Origin of the sequence: Thermoanaerobacterium sp. R66, assembly GCF_028895185.1 — a bacterium.
GTDB lineage: Bacteria > Bacillota > Thermoanaerobacteria > Thermoanaerobacterales > Thermoanaerobacteraceae > Thermoanaerobacterium.
The window spans coordinates 1965995-1983483 of sequence record NZ_JAEUWW010000001.1; the positions used below are offsets into that span (position 1 = coordinate 1965995).

Here is a 17489-nt window from a genome sequence, read left to right on the forward strand (position 1 = left end):
ACTCCTCATCATGAACTGACATAAATATATAAAATTTTACACATGATACCTAATATAACCATTATTCTATAAATTGATTATAGAGCATCATTATTACAATAATGTTACACAAATATTAAAATATAGTTACGGTTTGACTAATATTTAAGCTTTACGGTTACGGTAGTACCTACTCCAAGTTCGCTTTCTATGTTTATCTCCCCTCCATGGGCGGTGACGATCTCCTTTGCAATGGCAAGGCCAAGCCCAGTACCTCCAAGCTCTCTTGACCTTCCCTTGTCAACTCTGTAAAACCTCTCAAATATCCTCGGAAGATCCTTTTTGGGTATGCCAATCCCATTGTCAGTCACCACTATATATGCGGAATCGTCAAAGTACTTTGTAAAAACTCTAACATATCCCCCTGGATTCGTATATTTTATGGAATTTGACACTATATTTAAAATCACTTGCTCCATCTTGTCTTTATCTATGCTTACGCTTCTTATTTCTTCACCTGCGCAGAATAATAGTTTCTGATTCTTCTTCTGAGCCTCTATCTTTATTTTGTACAAAACCTCTTCCACAAATTCATTGAGATTTGTCTCAGATAAATTTAACTTTCCATTTGAATCCATCCTTGATAAGAGAAGAAGGTCTTTCACCAGCCTCGTCATCCTGTCAACTTCTTTATCTATTATGTACAAAAACCTGTTCCTCATTTCATCGTCAACGCCGTCATTGAGAAGGGTCTCTGTGTAGCTTTTTATGGTTGTAAGGGGAGTCCTCAATTCGTGTGAGACATTTGCCACAAACTCTTTCCTCATGTTATCAAGGTTTTGCTGCTCCGTTATGTCGTGCAGCACAAATACATTGCCATCTATGTTTTTGTCTACTTTTATAGGACTTACAAACGACTTTAAAATCTTTCCATTGCAGTATATAAGACTTTCAGTATTTTTTAACTGTCCCTGGGCTATCTTCTCTAAAGGCTCATCCATAGCTAACTTTTCGCCAATCATCTTTTCTGCAGCATCATTGAAAAGTATGATCCTATTTAAGTCATTTGTAGCAATTACTCCATCTGACATGTAGCTTATTATGGCTTCTACTTTGCTTTTCTCATTTTCCATCTCATTTAGAGTAGTCTTAAGCCTTTTTGACATGAAGTTAAACATGCTGCCAAGTTTGCCTATCTCATCATCAGATCTTATGTTTATGTGAACGTCGAAATTTCCTTCCGCCATCTCTTTAGCGTACTTCGTCACTTCTTTTATGGGATCTGTGATGGTCTTTGCCAATATATATCCTAAGATGACTGTTATTATCACCGCTATAAATGTTGCACTTAATAAGATGAAATTCACATCAGACAGCGTATCATATACGCTTTTTAAAGAACCGCTAACATACACGACTCCTGATATCTTCCCATCGCTGTCAACTACAGGCATGGCGATGCTTCTTAATTTACCGTTTGAATTGTTGTCATTTGTGGTCTCCATCCCTTGCTTGCCAGACAATGCTTTTATGACTGCAGGAGTTAGCATCTTGCCTTTTTCTCCTGTGGAGCTGGCTAATATGTTGCCGTCTTTGTCAAGTATGTACAAGTATTTTATGTAGGCATTAGGACCTAAATACATGTTTATTATGTTGTCTAAGCTTGTTTTGGAATTCATGTTGTCTTTCAATGTGAAGGCGATGCCTGTAGCTTGTGCTTCAATGTAGTTTTCGAAATTCGTCATGTGATAATTTTCTAAAGATTTGAAAAGGTATACCCATATTATCTCCATCGCCACAAGTATCAAAAGACCATATATGAGTATTATCTTCCACTGTATGCTTTTATAGTTCACTTTCTTCGCTAAAATAATAACCAACCCCTCTTTTGGTATGTATATACCTTGGGTTTGCCGGATCATCCTCAATTTTTTCCCTAAGTCGCCTTATTGTAACATCAACCGTCCTTACATCGCCAAAGTATTCATAACCCCAAACCTTTTCTAAAAGCATCTCTCGCGAAAATATAAGCCCTCGGTTGGCTACCAAAAATTTTAACAGGTCAAACTCTCTCGATGTAAGCTCGATGGGTTTCCCATTTTTCTCCACTCTGTACTTTGACAAATCGATGTTTAAGCTATTTACACTTAAAACATTTGACATAGTCTCACCATTGCTTATGCCGCTTCTTCTTAAATTAGCTTTTACCCTGGCAATAAGCTCTCTCATAGAAAAAGGCTTTGTCACATAATCGTCAGCGCCCAGTTCTAACCCTAATACTTTGTCTACTTCCTCTTCTTTTGCCGTAAGCATCAAAATAGGAGTATTCATAGTCTGTCTCAATATTCTGAGAACTGTAAAACCGTCCATTTTTGGAAGCATGACGTCAAGGAGGATAAGGTCAGGATTTTTTTCTTGAGCCATCTTAAGACCTTCCTCCCCGTCGTAAGCTTCTATCGTATTGAATCCATTTTTTTCTAAATTGTACTTCAATATCTCCACGATCGGCTTTTCATCGTCTACTATCAGGATTCTGCTCAAATGCCATCACCCCTTAACATTGTTGACAAATGTATCAAGCTTTAAGCCAGTTTCTTTGTAAAAGCTTGACTCTATACTCATTCCGCTTCCCAAATCTCTAAGCATCTCTCTTATAGTCTCCATGCCAAATTTATCGCTTATAGCCTTTGTCACCTGAAAAGCCCTTTTATACGCCAGCATCTCATCAAGTGAGTCAAAATTATTTTCCAATTGGTCAAAAGTATATGGTTTCCCATTATAGCTTAAGTCTTTGCCCCATTCATATCCATCTTGTCTGTACTCCTCTAAAAGGGCTATGCCTTCTGTAAACCACGTCGGATAATTGCCTTTAGCGATGTCGTCTACAACAAGATGCGTAAACTCATGCACAACAGGACCTTCGTATTGAAAAACTTTCGTCACATCCTGTCCTGAAGGTATCCAAAGGGCTGGAGATTCTATGCTTATTACACCATTTAGATATATTCCCATGGCATTTTCTCCTTTTGCAAGGGAAAAATCCTTATTCATTTCATCAGGATTGCTATAAACTATGATAACCGATTTATCTTTAGGTGCATATCCTAAATCTTTTATGACGCCATAATAGTGCTTTTCAGCCGTATCTATGATAAGCGAAACGTATTTGCTATCTGAATCTTGATATCTAACAATAAAATGTTTGCTTTCCTTAGTCTTAAAATTTTTTACGCTTTCTTCAATCTTGTCTTTGCCAATCACCTTATAAACCGGATATGCCTTTGTCAATATGCTTTCATTAAACAATAAAGCCAACACAAAAACAATAAAAACAATCGCCACAATGATTTTATTTTTCTTCATAGTGTATCACCTCACAAAATACTAAAAATATGTATATACTTAAATATATGAGGTAATACAATTACATTATAACCCAATGTCAAGCACATTGCAAAGTAAATTTAAGGAACAAAAAAGAGCCGTATTTCGGCTCTCATTTTAAGTACATCATAGGGTTTACTGGCACACCATTTTTTCTGACTTCAAAGTGGACATGTGGTCCTGTAGTATTTCCTGTCATGCCAACTAAGGCGATTTTCTGTCCTTTATTAACTTTGTCTCCCTTTTTCACCAAAAGCTTGCTGGCATGGCCATAATACGTCACATATCCGTTTCCATGATCGACCTCAACAAGATTTCCATAGCCATTTTCCCATCCTGCAAATACGACTGTGCCTCCATCCGCTGCATATATAGGATCATTCATAGATGCTGCTATATCTATGCCTGCATGAAGTCTTCCCCACCTTTGCCCGTACCTGGACGTTATCACTATATACCCTCGTATTGGATAATCAAGAGCGATTGTGGCTGAAGGGGTCTTAGTCCCTACAGATACAATCTCATCTGCTGGATCTTTTACCACCTCTTCGTTTATCACATCTTTTTCGGATATTTGCCCATTGTAATACTTCAAAACGGCAGTAACTATTTTGACACCATCTTCTCCATTTGCTACAACTTTGGAAGCGCCTGCAAACATGTCACCATCTTTTTGATAAACGGTTTCATGCGGAATGTCATCCATGTACACGATTTTTCTCTCTGATACTACAGTCAAAACAGGTTTAAGCTCTTTTACTTTTAAAATCTGCCCTTTAAAAATTGTAGTGGTAACCATAGGATTTAATTTATATATGTCGTCTAACGAGATGCTAAATTTTCTCGAGATTGACCAAAGAGTGTCATGGTCTTTTACAGTATAAGTCTCAACATCATCACCTTCCAGCTTTTTTAAGGCTTCTCCAACTGTCTCGATTTTAACTGTAGGGCTATCTACTTCAACCAGTTTTACATCATTTTTGAAATAGACTTTCATAGACCCGTTTTTGTACTTGTCAAGGATATCATTAAGTACCCACAATGCGTCTTCTCTATTCTTTAGCGTCACTACATTTAAGCCATCAACTACAATCGCTGTGGGTCTATCAATGCGCACAAATCTTCCCTGTTCTACGTTATATGCAAAATGATTTAAGCTTTGATCTTCCGTACTGAAAAATGCACTTTTGTCGATGCCCATGTAGAAAACTACGGCAAACAAAATCGTCAAAGTAGCAGTTAATATAAATCGCCTTTTAATTGAAACTTTTTTGATCAGGTTGCAACTAAAAGGGTTTGACTTATCTTCGTTATCCATCGTCTTCTCCTTTCATTTGCGCATAGATCGCATACAAAAATGCGTTATTATTTTTTGTTTTTTTACAAATTTTATACATTCTAAGCTTAAAAAATAGACAAATTTGTCGTAATATATATTATATTCTTTTAAATTGATGGTTATGACACATCGTGTTATAATTAAACTTGAGGTGGTGTACATGAGCAGATGTAACTTTTCTAATGATTTTGATGATATGGGAAGCACCCCCGTTAGCAATTTTTTTATAAATCATTATATGTTGGAAGCACCAGGTGAATACGTGAAAGTATACCTTTTAGGACTTAAATATTCATATTACAACCAAAGCTTCTCAATGGAAGAAATGGCAGATAAGCTTTTTATGTCAGAAAATGACATAGATAAGGCTTTGAAATTCTGGGAAAGGTCTGGCGTAATTAGGCTTAGGTATTCTGACAACGAATATTACATAGAATATCTTCCGCTTGTCAAGAAATCTGATGATGTACACACATTGTCGATTGACGACACTGAAGTCAAGCAGATGTTTGAGACGGTAGAAAAAATGATAGGCAGACCTCTTTCGCCAACTGAGATGAACACTTATCTAAGCTGGGTTGACGAGTACGGATTCTCGCTGGAGATTTTGACAATGCTTATAAGCTACTGTGTGTCAAAGAACAAGACATCTCTTAAGTACATGGAAAAGGTAGCAATTGCATGGCATGATGCAGGGCTTAAGACAGCACTTGATGTAGAAGCATACTTAAAATCAGAAAGCGAAAAATGGCTGCGGTACAAAAAAATCTTAAGAGCACTGGGATTAAAAGATGACGATGTGATGGAAGCCCACAAAGCCATGATGGACAGGTGGATGGACGATCTCGGCTTTGACGTTGATGTCATCATAAAAGCATGTGACGAATGCGTCTTAAAGATAAACGAGCCCAGCTTTCCGTACATCAACCAGATACTCATCAATTGGTACAACGATGGCATAAGAACTGTAAATGACTTAGACAAAATAAAGAAAAAACCGTACACCAAAAAGACGGCTCCTAACTATAAAGTCCCTAAAAACTACTTCAATGGATACTCTCAAAGGACATACGATGTAGACGAGCTGGAAAAGAAGCTTTTAGCTCATTCAAGAGGTGAATTTGGTGAATAATTTGGTTCAAGAGGTTTTAAGAGAATACGACATGTTAAGGGACAAGTCCTTAAAGGAAGCCTTGATGAGGCGGGAAGAAGTGTACAGAAAGATACCACAGATATCGCAAATCGATGATAAAATAAAGGAAATCGGCATTGAGATCTCAAAAGCCATTTTTCTAAACCCCCAAAACCAAAAAGAATTTTTGGAAAACTTAAGGCAAAAGCTTATTCATTTGAAAAAAGAAAAAGCTGGACTTCTCAAGCTTAATGGTTACCCCGAGACATACATGGAGCAAGAATATGAATGCAATATCTGCAAAGATACGGGTTTTGTAAACAACAAAAGGTGCAGGTGTTTTGAGCAAAAACTTATCAATCTATACTACAAGCAGTCCAGCATAGAAGAAATAACTAAGATCGAAAACTTTGACAACTTTGACTACCACCTTTACTCAGATAAGCCATACAAAGGAAAAATGTCTCCGAGGGAAAATATTAAAAGCATAGTAGAAGTGGCCAAGGACTTTATTGATTACTTTGACCATGAGAAGGAAAGCCTGTTTTTTTACGGTGATTCTGGACTTGGCAAGACTTTTCTTTCACACTGCGTGGCAAAAGAACTTTTAGACAAAGGCAAAGTAGTGCTATATAGGACAGCTCCAGACCTTGTAGAAGGATTAAGGCTTAATAAGTTGAACTCTGACAACGATTCGTACTACGAGTATACGGATTTGCTTAGAGAATGTGACTTGCTTATAATAGACGACCTGGGGACTGAACCCATTACACCATTCAGCCTCCAGGAAATCTTCAGCATTGTTAATGCAAGGCTTTTGGCCAACAAGAAATTCATAATATCCACAAACTTGCCATTGTCAGAAGTTATGAATATATACCCAGAAAGACTGTGTTCAAGAATACTTGGCAATTTTAAACTTCTAAACTTCTACGGAGAAGACATAAGAATTAAGAGAAAAACTATAAATTAATCAAGCCATTCTTCGAAAAATCCTCCTGTATCCTTTCCAGTCACACTGTCCACTACGTCTATAAGGTTCTGCGTAGTGGCATTTTTATATTTATACTGTGAATAGTACTTATCTAAAACTTCTTTAAACTTTGCATCGCCTATAAGACTTCTAAGCTCATTAAATACCATTGCACCTTTGTTGTACACAATATTTGTGTAATCATTCCAATCCTTAAATTGTCCTAAAGTCTTCACCATTGCATCATCTTTGTTGGTTTTGGAAAATTTATAAAACTCCCCTGAAATTATCGACTTAAACACAGCATCTGCCGTGGCTTTTCCGTAATACCTCTCAATGTACATTATCGTCGTATATTCTGTAAGTCCTTCATCAAGCCATGCTTCCTTTACCTCATTATTTCCAACGACGCCATACCACCACTGGTGTGCCGTCTCATGTGCTATAACGTATTCTAAATTAAACAAATTATCTTTTGAATAGAGATCCTTCGATATAAACACTAAATTTGGATACTCCATTCCACCCATGTAAAAGTCCGACTCCGCTACGCTGTACTCTTTATACGGGTACTTGCCTATGTAACTATTGTAAAATCTTATGGCATCCTGTGCGTATTTTAAGGCTTTTAATCCTGAATCTTCATCGAAGTAATATGACTTAACCTTTATGCCGTCAACGTCTCCTTCTGCTACTTTAAATTTAGAGCTCATGACAACAGCAAAATCTCTCACATTTGGCGCATCTATAGTCAATATGTCGCTATCACCTTGCCTCGTCCTAGACTTAACGATACCTGTCGTTGCGACTTCCATGCCCTTTGGCACTGTAAGTTTTACTTTATAATTTGACACATCGCTGTAAAATGGATCACCTAATGCGTAGTACGGATCGTTGTTCCAACCGTTTTGGTCATACACTGACAAAATAGGGTAAAAATTTGTCACTTGGATAGTATTCTTACCATATCCAAATCTGCCGCAAGATGGAGGAATCTGAACTTTAAAGTCTATAGCAAATTTTATCCTGTCGCCTTTTCCCAACTTCTTTGGAAGAAGTATTTTTAAAATCTCACCTGTTTTTTGATCAATGCTGTATGCAGCTTTTGTATTTTTGCCAAAAGTCACTCCATTTATCTCTATATACCCTGGCTTAAATCCATTTGGATATGCCAAACCTATCTCTTCTTTTGTAAATGGAACCTTATCTTTATCTTTAAATGCGTTGGGATATAAATGCATGTACACCTCACTTAAATTCACATCATCTGTGTTTATAAAATCTACAACTTCTGTTCCTATAATGGTCTTGTCTTTGTCGTTGTACTTTAGATCCATATTGTACACCGTCGTGTTGCTGTTTTTAATGGGTGCAAAATAGATAAGTAGCCCTATGGCAGCAACAAGGATTACCAGCCATATATATTTTTTACCTTTCATTAAATCAGCTCCCCCATATTATTGTTCACTATATATTAATACGAAACCACAAATATTAGAACATAATTTGCTTAAGTAGAAACACATATTTACTTCCCCAACATATATTGATTATGAATCTAAAAGAGGAGGGATAAAATATGCACTTTATTTATTCACTGTTCATCGCTTTAGCCAACAACATAGACAACATAAGCGTCAGAATAGCCTACAGCGTAAGAGGAATAAAAATCACCGCAGTAAAAAATTTGTGGATATCCCTGATAACATTTATAATATCATCCATAGCGGCCATATCCGGCAGCATAATATCTGGGCTGTTTAGTAAGCACATAAGTTCCATATTAAGCATGATACTCTTTATCTCTATAGGACTTTGGATAGCAATTGAGCCGTATTTCAAAAAAAATAGCGATAGCCATTATGATATAGACGATAAAGCAAAAAACATATACGACATATTGAAAAAGCCTGAAAAAGCCGATGTGGACGATTCTAAAGATATAGACTTCAAAGAAGCTACACTTCTCGGCATTGCTCTATCTATAAACAATATTGGAGGCGGATTAAGCGCTGGCATGATAGGCCTTAACTCTTTTTTTATAGGCTTTCTGTCTGCTCTTATAAGTTTTATCGCCTTGTGGATTGGAAATTATGTGACAGACTTTTTAAATAGATGGAACTTTAGAAAAAAAGCGACAGTGATTGCCGGCCTTATATTGATACTAATAGGCATAAAACAGATAATATAATCCTTATAAAAGGCATCAACAACGATGCCTTTTAAATTTTGCCATGATTAACAATTGCATAATAAACTTTTAACATATTTTACATACATATAATATCCATTTAACACAAAAGTATTATCATTTATGCAGTACCAAGAAGCAATTTGTAAGCTTCGAGACTTGTTGCGGCAGATTATAAACGTGAAGAAATCACATGAGGTCAATTAAACAAATCTTGACTAACGCCTATGTGTTTTGCAACAGAATATAGAATATTGATTTAAAACAATTTTTGTGATACAATTCAATTTAGTTTAATAATTGTTTTTTTTCGGTTGAGCAATTTTTGCTTCAAGATTTTTGGCTTCCAGGGTGGGAAGCTCATCGTCACGATGAGTTTTCTGCCTTTTTATTTTTTATTACATGGACAAAATAAAGAAAGGTGATTTACATGATTAACGCTATTTTGTTTGCAATACTATTAATAATACTAACAGTGCCTTTTTTTGTAAAAGCAATAGAAGATAATATTGAATATTTTCTATTTGTCATGGGCATCATCGCAGTTACCGTATCAGGTGCAATGTCACTTGATCTTTTATCACATATATTAAAAAACCATCTTTTGTACATTATAACGGCTGCTGTCTTTATAAGTGGTTTTCTATTTGAAACTTTTAAAAATAAAATCAAAGAATTTGTAAAGTCAATTTTAAAACACATGTCGCTTAAAATTTTTGTCTTTATTTTAATAGTCGTATTAGGGCTTACGTCAAGTATTATAACTGCGATTGTTGCCTCGTTAGTCTTAGTTGAAATAGTCCACATCTTGCCAATACATCACAAAGACAAAGTGGTCATCACTGTAATCGCATGCCTTTCGATTGGCTTAGGAGCAGCATTGACACCTGTAGGAGAACCTTTATCAACATTGGTAATATCTGCTTTAAAAAAAGACTTCTTCTATCTTCTAAGGACGATTGGCATTTACATTGTACCTACAATTTTTGTAATGGGTATTTTAGGTGCTTTTTATGTAAATAGATTTACAGATAATGCGAAACCAAAAAAAGAGGAAGAATATTTTAAAGAAGAAGAAATGGAAATTAGGCAAATAGAAAATATTAAGTTTATCGTCATCCGTTCAATAAAAATCTTCATATTTTTGCTGGCTTTAGAGCTTTTAAGTGCAGGATTTAAGCCGTTGGTTGACAATTATGTGATGCACATGAACGTTCGGCTTTTATACTGGGCAAACATGATTTCAGCAGTATTAGACAATGCCACATTAGCAGCAGCAGAAATAAGCCCTGCTATGGATCCTGAGCACATCCGCGCTATTCTGATGGGACTTTTAATTAGCGGCGGAATGTTGATACCCGGAAATATACCGAATATCATATCAGCAGGAAAGCTGGAAATAAAAAGCAAAGAATGGGCCAAAATAGGGATTCCCATATCTATGGCTGTTTTAGTTGTCTGTTATATATTTGTTTTCATTTAGCTGGTTCTAATATTGACAAAAAAGGTATGCTAAAGTCAAGCATACCTTTTTCTTATCGTTTATCACGCTTCTTTTTCGTCTGTGTCAAATACACTAAGCTCTTTTAATTGTGCAAATTCGAAAATTGTGAGAGGCACATCTTGTAAAACTTTTATACATTCATCCAAGTTGTTTCTCAAATTTATATGGCGCTCAGACAAAATTGCCTCCAGCGATCTATTCTCCCATTCGGCCCATTTTACAAATCTTTCTCTCTCCCTTACATATCGCTCTTTAATTTCATCATCAGTCACCTTGCTCATGACCTCGTCGCAGATGAAAAAATTGCAGACATAGTTGCGATAAACAGGAGGTAGTGTGCACCCAAAACCACTTTTCACAAAGGGACAAGCTCTAAAAAATATCGTCTTGTCTTTTATTCCACTGTCATCATCGTTTGTCTTTATATACTTTTCATATCCTTCCTTGTCAAAATACCCCTTTGCGTGAATGTAATAACTATACACTACTGTTCCTGGATTATCAATTATCCTGTTTAGCACATTAAGGCCTTCGGCTGATTTAACCATCCTATGAATATCAATAAGCTCAAATTTCGGAAAATACGAACAACATCCTCTCATCTTAATGCTGCAATAACTTATACCCATTTTGCTTTCACAGTGATAACATGATGTACATATATAGCGAGCATATCCATAAGAATCAAATCGTTCTAAACAGATTTTATCCATTGTATCACCTTTTTGGTAAATTTATAAAAAATTGAGGGTGAGTATTGCGCTCACTCTCAATTCTATACAGCATATTAGTTTTTCTTCTCTGACTCGTTTTCTTTCTTTGCTGTGCTTATGCCAAAAATTTTATAGAGAGGGCAAAAGCCAAACGCAGCCGTAAGTATAGGTATTAGTCCAAGGAGTCCCCAATATCTGGCATTGCCTTTTAAGATAAATAACAAGAGTAAAAGAATTATTCCGATTACATATCTGACTATTTTGTCAACACTGCCTACATTGGATTTCATGCTAACACCTCCTTTTTCCCTTATCTAATTATAATTATAATCCAAATATTAGAAAAAACAAATAAATTGCTTGCACTTTTATAATTAATTTTATTTCCTACAGCATCAGTATATAAATTTATTATTCCGTATTTCCAGTCTAACGTATTTTGTTCTCCGAATAAGTAGCCTAAACTATTTGCCATTTTCGATTTCTTTTCGTATATAGCAAAATACCTACGTACCCAAGTACGAAGTCAATATATAGGCATGACAATTTGCAAATGAGATTAAGACTAATCCTTCATCTGTGTATAACACTGCCTTAATGAAGTTGTAGAATAAAGACATTTTTACGCATTAAAATAACCCCTTGAATAAAGTGGGGCATGAAATATACTTTTACGCAATAACTGCGCTATTTATTTGAAACGTAGGAATGTTTTTTTCGCGTTTGTCCTACATATGGTCATCAGTCTTTAAGATTATATATTTAATTTTTTTTATCTTCCACGTTACGCACAGGTAGGTTTAAATTATAAATTATTGACAAAATTCTTATGATAAATACAATTGCACAACAAATGTATAATGATATTATATCTGGCAAGTATCCATGAATATAATAGAAGCATAAGGCACCTACAATTGATGCCACAGCATAGATTTCTTTTTTTAAAACTAGCGGAACATTTTTGGCAAGAACATCTCTTACTATGCCTCCACCAATTCCTGTACTTAGCCCCATAGTAATTACTATAAAGGCGTTACTGTAGCTGTGTGTAATTGCAGTTCTACAACCAATTGCCGTGAAAACCCCAAGTCCTAATGCATCTGATATCATTATCATTGTTTCAAACTTATTTATTTTTTCATAAAAGAAAAATACTACAATTGCAGTTATAATACTTATTATACAAGATGTGGGATTAACATAAGCTGTTGGGGGAATATTTCCTATTATTATATCTCTAAATATCCCACCACCTACAGCTGTTGTAACAGCTAAAAAAGTAACCCCGAACAAATCAAGCTTCTTTTCAATTCCAACTAAAGCACCTGAAATAGCAAAAGCAATGGTTCCTATTATTTCAAAAGAATTTATTAAAAACATTTTTTCACCTCTTTTATACGCTTAGCGCTTCCTTAAAGATTATTTATTTCTTTGTAGATTTGTGGTATTTCATCTACATAAGAAATTTTTTAGGCTGCAGCAATTATTTTTTCACCGGCTACTTCTATTTGTTTCAAAGCAAGTAATAATTGTACTAAATTCTTTATCAGAGTGTTTAAATATTCACCTTGCATACACATTTGATCAAGCAAATAGCTAAGATGCTCAAAGAAAAAAAACTGCCTTCCAAAACAATTCAAGCAGTACTTCAATATTGGGAACTTCCCCTAAAGCTGTATTATAAGCCATCTTAAAATTCAAATATGTGTTTTCAATTAGTCAAATCAATGATCCACCTAAAATATCTATAATACGTACCGTTGCAAAATAAGTAATACCAATTATCTTAGAAGTAGTTTCAGCTAGTAACAACGCATCTGGTATTAAAAACATTGCTTGCTGCAGCATAGTTTTTTACAATAAAATTTCTGTCGTAGCAGTTAAAATAATATTCACTATAATTATCGTAAAACCATGAGGCAGAAATTTTCAGATTACAGTAGCTATAATCACTCAAACAATTATGCCTCATGAATGCTGAATTGCACGATTGAAAGTAGCATAATAGTTGATACTATACTATTCATTTAAAAAGTCCAAAGCAAATTGTACATATAATGCTGTACCATACTTTAAGTAGTCTTCATCAATCTTGAACTTCTCATGATGCGGGAAGTATATAGCTTCTTTTTCCTCATTTCTATATCCAATGAATGCATAAACTCCTTTAGCATGCTGGAAATAGTATGGCATATCCTCTGAACCCATATATCTAGGTAAGGTTTTATTTTTCCCTTTTCCAAAGACTTTTGTTGCAGACTTGTCAGCTAGTTTTGCTAATTCTGGATCATTATAAAGGCTGAGAGCACTTTCCTCTATTCTTACGTCAACTTTAAGCTCATAGGCATCCGCAATGGCCTTTGCATGTCTTTTTATTGCTTCATGAACTGTTTCCCTAACTTTTGGGTCAAAGTACCTCATTGAAATTTCAATATCTGTATATTTACTAATAACATTGGCCTTTGTACCCCCAATGAACTTTCCTACAGAAAGTACTATTGGCTCCTGAGGATTAACATTTTTAGCAACTATTCCTTGGAGATCTGTAACAAAAATACATGCAGGATGAATGGTATCCTTTGCAAGATGCGGTGCTGAGCCATGGCCTGATACTCCTTCAAACTTAACATAAATAGTATCACAACCTGCCATTCTATATCCTGGTTCAATATTTACATATCCTGTTTCTAATTCTGGCATTCCATGCATGCCCAAACATGCATCTACCCCGTCCATTTCGCCTGCTTCTATTATTTTTTTCGCGCCAGAGAATGTTTCCTCAGCTTCCTGAAAGAAGAATCTTATCTCACCTGGTATTTCATCCTTCATTTCTGATAAAATTTTTGCAGCCCCAAGAAGCATAGAAGCATGGGCGTCATGACCACAAGCATGCATCACTCCAGGAGTTTTAGATTTAAATTCAACATTTGTTTCCTCGTTTATCGGAAGAGCATCTATGTCTGCTCTTAAAGCTACGGTTTTTCCACTTTTTCCACCTTTTAATGTAGCTATTAAAGAGGTATTTCCCGCTTTCTTATATGGTATTCCTAACTTATCTAATTCTTTCATAATCTTTTCTTGAGTTTTAAATTCCTGTCCACTAAGTTCAGGTTCCTCATGTAAACTTCTTCTGAAACTTATAATATAATCTTCAATTGATTTAGCCTTATCTAATATATTTGACATAAAAAACACCCCTTTCTATATTTTAAATATTCTCATTTACTTGTAGCTGTAAATATCTTCAGTTTCCTTTGGTACCAGCGCTAAAATAACAAGTGATGATATTGTTCCAACAGTCTTGTTTCTGCATTTTATCGCTATTTTCCTGCTTTTTTACTTAAAAAGACTTTACACTAAGTACCTGTTTCTACATATTTTTTACTGCCTGCAAAAACAATTAGCTAAGTTTCTTAATATTAGTTTAATTTATTTAGTTCTACTGCAATTTTTGCACCTACTATGGCATTATTCTTTACTAGTTCAATATTTGCTTTTAAGCTATCGCCAGATGTTATATCCTTGATTTTCTCCAAAAGAAATGGTGTTAATTTCTTACCTTTAATATTGTTTGCATCTGCTTCTTCCAAAGCTTTATATATTGCTTTTTCAATATATTCTCTATTCATTGAATACTCTTCAGGTATAGGATTTGCGATGATTAATCCACCTTTCAATCCAAGATCCCACTTAGCCTTTATAATTTTAGCTGCTTCGATTTCATCATTTATCATATAATCAACTTTAAGACCACTATTTTTAGTATAAAAAGCTGGCAGTTCATCTGTTTTGAATCCTAAAACAGGGACACCATGTGTTTCAAGATATTCAAGCGTTAATGGCAAGTCAAGTATAGCTTTTGCACCAGCACATATCACAGCTACGTTTGTTTTTGCAAGCTCTTGTAAATCTGCGGAAATATCAAAAGTATGTTCAGCGCCTCTATGCACTCCACCAATTCCTCCAGTTACAAATATCTTTATTCCAGCCAAGTTAGCACAAATCATTGTTGCAGAAACAGTTGTAGCAGCGCTTAAACCTTTTGCTATTATTGATGGAATATCTCTTCTACTAGCTTTTAAAATGTCCTTTGATGTTGCTAAAAATTCTAATTCTTCTTTATTTATTCCAATCTTTATTTTACCATTAATTATGGCTATCGTTGCCGGAACAGCACCATTATCCCTGATTATATCCTCCAGCATATTTGCTGTTTTTATATTTTCTGGATATGGCATTCCATGTGAAATAATGGTTGATTCAAGAGCAACTACTGGAAGTCCTTTATCAATCGCACTTTTAACTTCTTCACTTATTTCTAAATATTTATACATATTCATTCTCCTTTACAATTTTATCTAAAATTTTTTTATTAAGAAATGGATTTACAGTTTCAGATGATGATAATGTGAATGTTGCAGCAGCTATTCCATATCTTGCAGAGTCTTCTATAGACATATCATTAATAATACCATAGATGAAACCAGCTGTTAATGCGTCACCTGCGCCAGTCGCATCAATGACATTGACCTTATATGAATCTAGATATCCTTCATAATCATCTGAGCTTATATAAACACCTCTTTCACCAAGTGTCACAATAACATTTTTTGTACCCAATTTTCTTATTTCCTTTGTCGCTTTTATCATGTCATCATCGTTAATTATCTCGGTTTCCAACAGTGACCCTAATTCATCTCTATTTGGTGTAATATAATCTATATTGCCCAGTACTTCTTTCAATTTTTTTGATTTATCAATAGAAACTGGTTCAGCAAGTACAGGTATATTCTTTCTTGCACATGCATCAACAATATATTCAATAGATGCTTCAGGAATATTTGCATCTATGACTACAATTCTGCTGTTATTAATAATATCTATTTTTTTTTCAAGATATTTAATATTCAACTCTTCTAAAATTTCCATCCCTGATAATGCAATATCCATGTCCCCTGTATTATCGATAATTGCTAAATATATTCCGGTGTGTTTTGCATTAGAGATAGCAATATGTTCGCAATTAACACCCGTTTTTCGTGTCTCTGTTATAATTCTTTTACCTTCATCGTCACTTCCTACTATACTCAAAAAAGTCACAGGAACATCTAGTAATGCAAGGTTATTGGCTATATTTCTTCCAACTCCACCAAGAGTAATTTCGACATGGCCAGGATTTGAAGTATGCTTTTTTAGAGTATCAAATGTCATACCTTTTATATCAATGTTAGCTCCACCTATTACAGTTACGCCCTTTTTGTCGTTTACTACATATCCTCTTCCGTTTATATAGCCTTTTTTAATCAAATTGGCAATATGACCCGCGACAGCTGAGCGGCTAATACCAACCGTATTTGCAAGTTCTTCCTGTGATACCATTGGATTTGATTTAATGTGCTCATATATTTCCTTTTCTCTTTTAGTTAATGACACTTTATCACCTCCATTCAACATTTGTTTGTTTATCAAACACTTGCAAGTATATTATACCACTATACTTATAACACATCAATAAAAATAATTTACTTCAATCATTAATACGGTTGTCTATAATGCCTCCATCTGTCAAGATAATTTTTTAAAATCTAAGTTAGATTTTCTTACCACCTTTTATTTAGATAATTTTATATAAGTTGTAAGTCAGATAGATGAACTAAAATTATTTAAGTGTTTAGCCTTATTACAATAAGTGTATACCATTTCAGATATTTAAACCAACTTGTACAAGAATATTAGAGGCGTTCAATTTCCTAATGCCTGTGTGATTTCTATTCAATATAGTACGGAAATAAATGGGAATATTAACACCAGAGAAAGCCAAAAAGTTTTTAGAAGCTTATGCTTATAAAGAAACTTCTCAGAAAAGAAGATTTGTCCGATATAAGATTATATGACTTAAGGCATACATGTGCTACCCTATTATTAGCAATAGGTGAAAATCCAAAAGTAGTTAGTGAAAGATTAGGTCATGCTAGCATTACATTAACGCTTGATACCTATTCTCATGTACTACCAGACATGCAGAAACAGGCAACAGATAAACTTGAAAAAATGTTATTTTAATTTCGCATACAAAAAAGGGTATCGATCAAATCTCGATACCCTGAAATCCTCTTAAAATGAGAGCTGGCGAAAGGAATCGAACCTTCAACCTGCTGATTACAAGTCAGCTGCTCTGCCGATTGAGCTACGCCAGCATTTATCGCCCTGACAGTTATATATTATACCGGGTAAGTTTCACTCTGTCAACACCTTTTTTAAAATTTTTGAG

17 protein-coding genes, 1 tRNA gene, 1 pseudogene and 1 other annotated feature are annotated in these 17489 nt (G+C 34.9%); of the genes and pseudogenes, 5 read left to right on the top strand and 14 right to left on the bottom strand.

Going from position 1 to position 17489, the window contains the following annotated elements; all coding sequences use genetic code 11:
• Positions 1-137: 137 nt before the first annotated feature.
• The 5 genes and pseudogenes from JJQ93_RS13095 to JJQ93_RS09785 all read right to left on the bottom strand — a co-directional run bounded on the left by JJQ93_RS13095 (position 138) and on the right by JJQ93_RS09785 (position 4681).
• Positions 138-617, bottom strand: coding sequence for a sensor histidine kinase (locus JJQ93_RS13095; RefSeq protein WP_502688660.1), 480 nt, complete (start codon positions 615-617; stop codon positions 138-140).
• A 3-nt stretch (positions 618-620) separates the two neighbouring features.
• Positions 621-1901 (bottom strand): annotated as a pseudogene (locus tag JJQ93_RS09770) (histidine kinase dimerization/phospho-acceptor domain-containing protein); the annotation flags it as partial.
• Positions 1825-2520, bottom strand: a complete 696-nt coding sequence (locus JJQ93_RS09775; RefSeq protein WP_274893651.1) for a response regulator — start codon at positions 2518-2520, stop codon at positions 1825-1827. The gene JJQ93_RS09775 and the pseudogene JJQ93_RS09770, both read right to left, overlap by 77 nt.
• A gap of 6 nt (positions 2521-2526) precedes the next feature.
• Positions 2527-3342: a peptidase MA family metallohydrolase gene (locus JJQ93_RS09780; RefSeq protein ID WP_085113435.1), complete on the bottom strand. Its 816-nt coding sequence runs from the start codon at positions 3340-3342 to the stop codon at positions 2527-2529.
• A 133-nt stretch (positions 3343-3475) separates the two neighbouring features.
• Positions 3476-4681, bottom strand: a complete 1206-nt coding sequence (locus JJQ93_RS09785) for a peptidoglycan DD-metalloendopeptidase family protein (protein WP_274893652.1) — start codon at positions 4679-4681, stop codon at positions 3476-3478.
• A gap of 181 nt (positions 4682-4862) precedes the next feature.
• Between JJQ93_RS09785 and JJQ93_RS09790 the strand changes: the two genes are divergently transcribed.
• Together JJQ93_RS09790 and JJQ93_RS09795 are read left to right on the top strand one after the other, a co-directional pair.
• Positions 4863-5834: a DnaD domain protein gene (locus JJQ93_RS09790; protein ID WP_274893653.1), complete on the top strand. Its 972-nt coding sequence runs from the start codon at positions 4863-4865 to the stop codon at positions 5832-5834.
• Entirely contained in the window at positions 5827-6807 is a 981-nt protein-coding gene (locus JJQ93_RS09795; protein ID WP_274893654.1) for an ATP-binding protein, read from the top strand. Before JJQ93_RS09790 ends, JJQ93_RS09795 begins: the two co-directional genes overlap by 8 nt.
• On the opposite strand, the gene JJQ93_RS09800 is transcribed toward JJQ93_RS09795, so the two are convergent.
• On the bottom strand, positions 6804-8246 hold the full coding sequence (locus JJQ93_RS09800; protein WP_274893655.1) for a M1 family metallopeptidase: 1443 nt from the start codon (positions 8244-8246) through the stop codon (positions 6804-6806). The genes JJQ93_RS09795 and JJQ93_RS09800 overlap by 4 nt on opposite strands.
• A 140-nt stretch (positions 8247-8386) precedes the next feature.
• Between JJQ93_RS09800 and ytaF the strand changes: the two genes are divergently transcribed.
• Positions 8387-8998, top strand: coding sequence for a sporulation membrane protein YtaF (ytaF, locus tag JJQ93_RS09805; protein ID WP_274893656.1), 612 nt, complete (start codon positions 8387-8389; stop codon positions 8996-8998).
• A 312-nt stretch (positions 8999-9310) separates the two neighbouring features.
• Positions 9311-9359: a sequence feature (sodium ion sensor (DUF1646 type); this cis-regulatory element may regulate processes involved in with the transportation of sodium ions), on the top strand.
• A gap of 69 nt (positions 9360-9428) precedes the next feature.
• Positions 9429-10481 carry a DUF1646 family protein gene (locus tag JJQ93_RS09810; protein WP_274893657.1) on the top strand — a complete coding sequence of 351 codons (1053 nt, stop codon included), beginning with the start codon at positions 9429-9431 and terminating at the stop codon, positions 10479-10481.
• 62 nt (positions 10482-10543) lie between these two features.
• Here the strand turns inward: JJQ93_RS09810 and JJQ93_RS09815 are convergent, their stop codons facing one another.
• The 7 genes from JJQ93_RS09815 to JJQ93_RS09845 form a co-directional block, all read right to left on the bottom strand.
• On the bottom strand, positions 10544-11215 hold the full coding sequence (locus JJQ93_RS09815) for a hypothetical protein (RefSeq protein ID WP_274893658.1): 672 nt from the start codon (positions 11213-11215) through the stop codon (positions 10544-10546).
• A gap of 74 nt (positions 11216-11289) precedes the next feature.
• Positions 11290-11505 carry a YgaP family membrane protein gene (locus JJQ93_RS09820; RefSeq protein WP_085113533.1) on the bottom strand — a complete coding sequence of 72 codons (216 nt, stop codon included), beginning with the start codon at positions 11503-11505 and terminating at the stop codon, positions 11290-11292.
• Between the two features lie 472 nt (positions 11506-11977).
• The gene (locus JJQ93_RS09825) at positions 11978-12598 is read right to left on the bottom strand and encodes a trimeric intracellular cation channel family protein (protein ID WP_085113534.1); all 621 of its coding nucleotides are present in this window, start codon (positions 12596-12598) and stop codon (positions 11978-11980) included.
• Positions 12599-13016: 418 nt separating this feature from the next.
• Positions 13017-13175: a hypothetical protein gene (locus JJQ93_RS09830; protein ID WP_168170209.1), complete on the bottom strand. Its 159-nt coding sequence runs from the start codon at positions 13173-13175 to the stop codon at positions 13017-13019.
• A 62-nt stretch (positions 13176-13237) separates the two neighbouring features.
• Complete coding sequence (locus JJQ93_RS09835; protein ID WP_274893659.1) at positions 13238-14404, bottom strand: amidohydrolase; 1167 nt, start codon at positions 14402-14404, stop codon at positions 13238-13240.
• 233 nt (positions 14405-14637) lie between these two features.
• Entirely contained in the window at positions 14638-15552 is a 915-nt protein-coding gene (locus JJQ93_RS09840) for a pseudouridine-5'-phosphate glycosidase (protein WP_274893660.1), read from the bottom strand.
• Positions 15545-16651: a carbohydrate kinase gene (locus JJQ93_RS09845; RefSeq protein WP_274893661.1), complete on the bottom strand. Its 1107-nt coding sequence runs from the start codon at positions 16649-16651 to the stop codon at positions 15545-15547. The genes JJQ93_RS09840 and JJQ93_RS09845 overlap by 8 nt, the downstream gene beginning before the upstream one ends.
• Before the next feature lie 405 nt (positions 16652-17056).
• On the opposite strand from JJQ93_RS09845, the gene JJQ93_RS09850 reads away from it, so the two are divergent.
• Positions 17057-17281: a tyrosine-type recombinase/integrase gene (locus JJQ93_RS09850; protein WP_274893662.1), complete on the top strand. Its 225-nt coding sequence runs from the start codon at positions 17057-17059 to the stop codon at positions 17279-17281.
• Between the two features lie 61 nt (positions 17282-17342).
• Here JJQ93_RS09850 and JJQ93_RS09855 read toward each other — a convergent pair.
• A tRNA-Thr gene (locus tag JJQ93_RS09855) sits at positions 17343-17415 on the bottom strand.
• Positions 17416-17489: the final 74 nt, after the last annotated feature.

Bases quoted from the DNA above. Each gene is read 5' to 3' on its own strand.
- JJQ93_RS09840 (WP_274893660.1), bottom strand. From the start codon at position 15,552: ATGTATAAATATTTAGAAATAAGTGAAGAAGTTAAAAGTGCGATTGAT.
- JJQ93_RS09835 (WP_274893659.1), bottom strand. From the start codon at position 14,404: ATGTCAAATATATTAGATAAGGCTAAATCAATTGAAGATTATATTATA.
- JJQ93_RS09790 (WP_274893653.1), top strand. From the start codon at position 4,863: ATGAGCAGATGTAACTTTTCTAATGATTTTGATGATATGGGAAGCACC.
- JJQ93_RS09810 (WP_274893657.1), top strand. From the start codon at position 9,429: ATGATTAACGCTATTTTGTTTGCAATACTATTAATAATACTAACAGTG.
- JJQ93_RS09780 (WP_085113435.1), bottom strand. From the start codon at position 3,342: ATGAAGAAAAATAAAATCATTGTGGCGATTGTTTTTATTGTTTTTGTG.
- JJQ93_RS09785 (WP_274893652.1), bottom strand. From the start codon at position 4,681: ATGGATAACGAAGATAAGTCAAACCCTTTTAGTTGCAACCTGATCAAA.
- JJQ93_RS09825 (WP_085113534.1), bottom strand. From the start codon at position 12,598: ATGTTTTTAATAAATTCTTTTGAAATAATAGGAACCATTGCTTTTGCT.
- JJQ93_RS09800 (WP_274893655.1), bottom strand. From the start codon at position 8,246: ATGAAAGGTAAAAAATATATATGGCTGGTAATCCTTGTTGCTGCCATA.
- JJQ93_RS09815 (WP_274893658.1), bottom strand. From the start codon at position 11,215: ATGGATAAAATCTGTTTAGAACGATTTGATTCTTATGGATATGCTCGC.
- ytaF (WP_274893656.1), top strand. From the start codon at position 8,387: ATGCACTTTATTTATTCACTGTTCATCGCTTTAGCCAACAACATAGAC.
- JJQ93_RS09850 (WP_274893662.1), top strand. From the start codon at position 17,057: ATGCTTATAAAGAAACTTCTCAGAAAAGAAGATTTGTCCGATATAAGA.
- JJQ93_RS09820 (WP_085113533.1), bottom strand. From the start codon at position 11,505: ATGAAATCCAATGTAGGCAGTGTTGACAAAATAGTCAGATATGTAATC.
- JJQ93_RS13095 (WP_502688660.1), bottom strand. From the start codon at position 617: ATGGATTCAAATGGAAAGTTAAATTTATCTGAGACAAATCTCAATGAA.